We start from the raw sequence: 429 nt of genomic DNA, 5'->3' as shown, positions 1-429 counted from the left end.
AAATCATTGACTCCACATGCTTGCGCTGGCCCTGCACATTCTTCAAGGAGTCAGTCGCATCGACAACTTCCCTGCGCAGTTGCTTCAACAGTGATGCACGAGCCTCGTACTGGCTCGTCATGGCCGATAAGATCTCGTCCACGCGTTCGAGCGATTCTTCGACCTCTTCGCGTTTGAGGTCGTCCGGCATGACCGATTCCACCCTCGCAAGGGCGTTCTCCGCAGCCGCGAGTTCGCCTCGAGCCCGATCGACCTCGTTCTGGGTCTTGCGCAGCTGAACCCCGGCGTCGTCGGTGCCGGTGAGAAACAGGTGGAACGAAGCTTCCCGCTTCGACGCCGACTGACCTTCGCCCACGGTAGGCTTCTTCGAGGGCAGCTCAGTCTGTGACCAGAGAGCCCAGTGACGAATGTCATCGCCCGTAACAGGTC

1 pseudogene is annotated in these 429 nt (G+C 59.7%); it reads right to left on the bottom strand.

Annotated features, from left to right (window positions below):
* Positions 1-355 (bottom strand): annotated as a pseudogene (locus AB4Y31_RS31810) (hypothetical protein); the annotation flags it as partial.
* Positions 356-429: the final 74 nt, after the last annotated feature.

Source organism: Trinickia sp. EG282A (assembly GCF_040965455.1).
Lineage (GTDB): Bacteria > Pseudomonadota > Gammaproteobacteria > Burkholderiales > Burkholderiaceae > Trinickia > Trinickia symbiotica.
The sequence above is the reverse complement of the archived record's forward strand: the minus strand, read 5'-3'. Positions and strand labels throughout refer to the sequence as shown.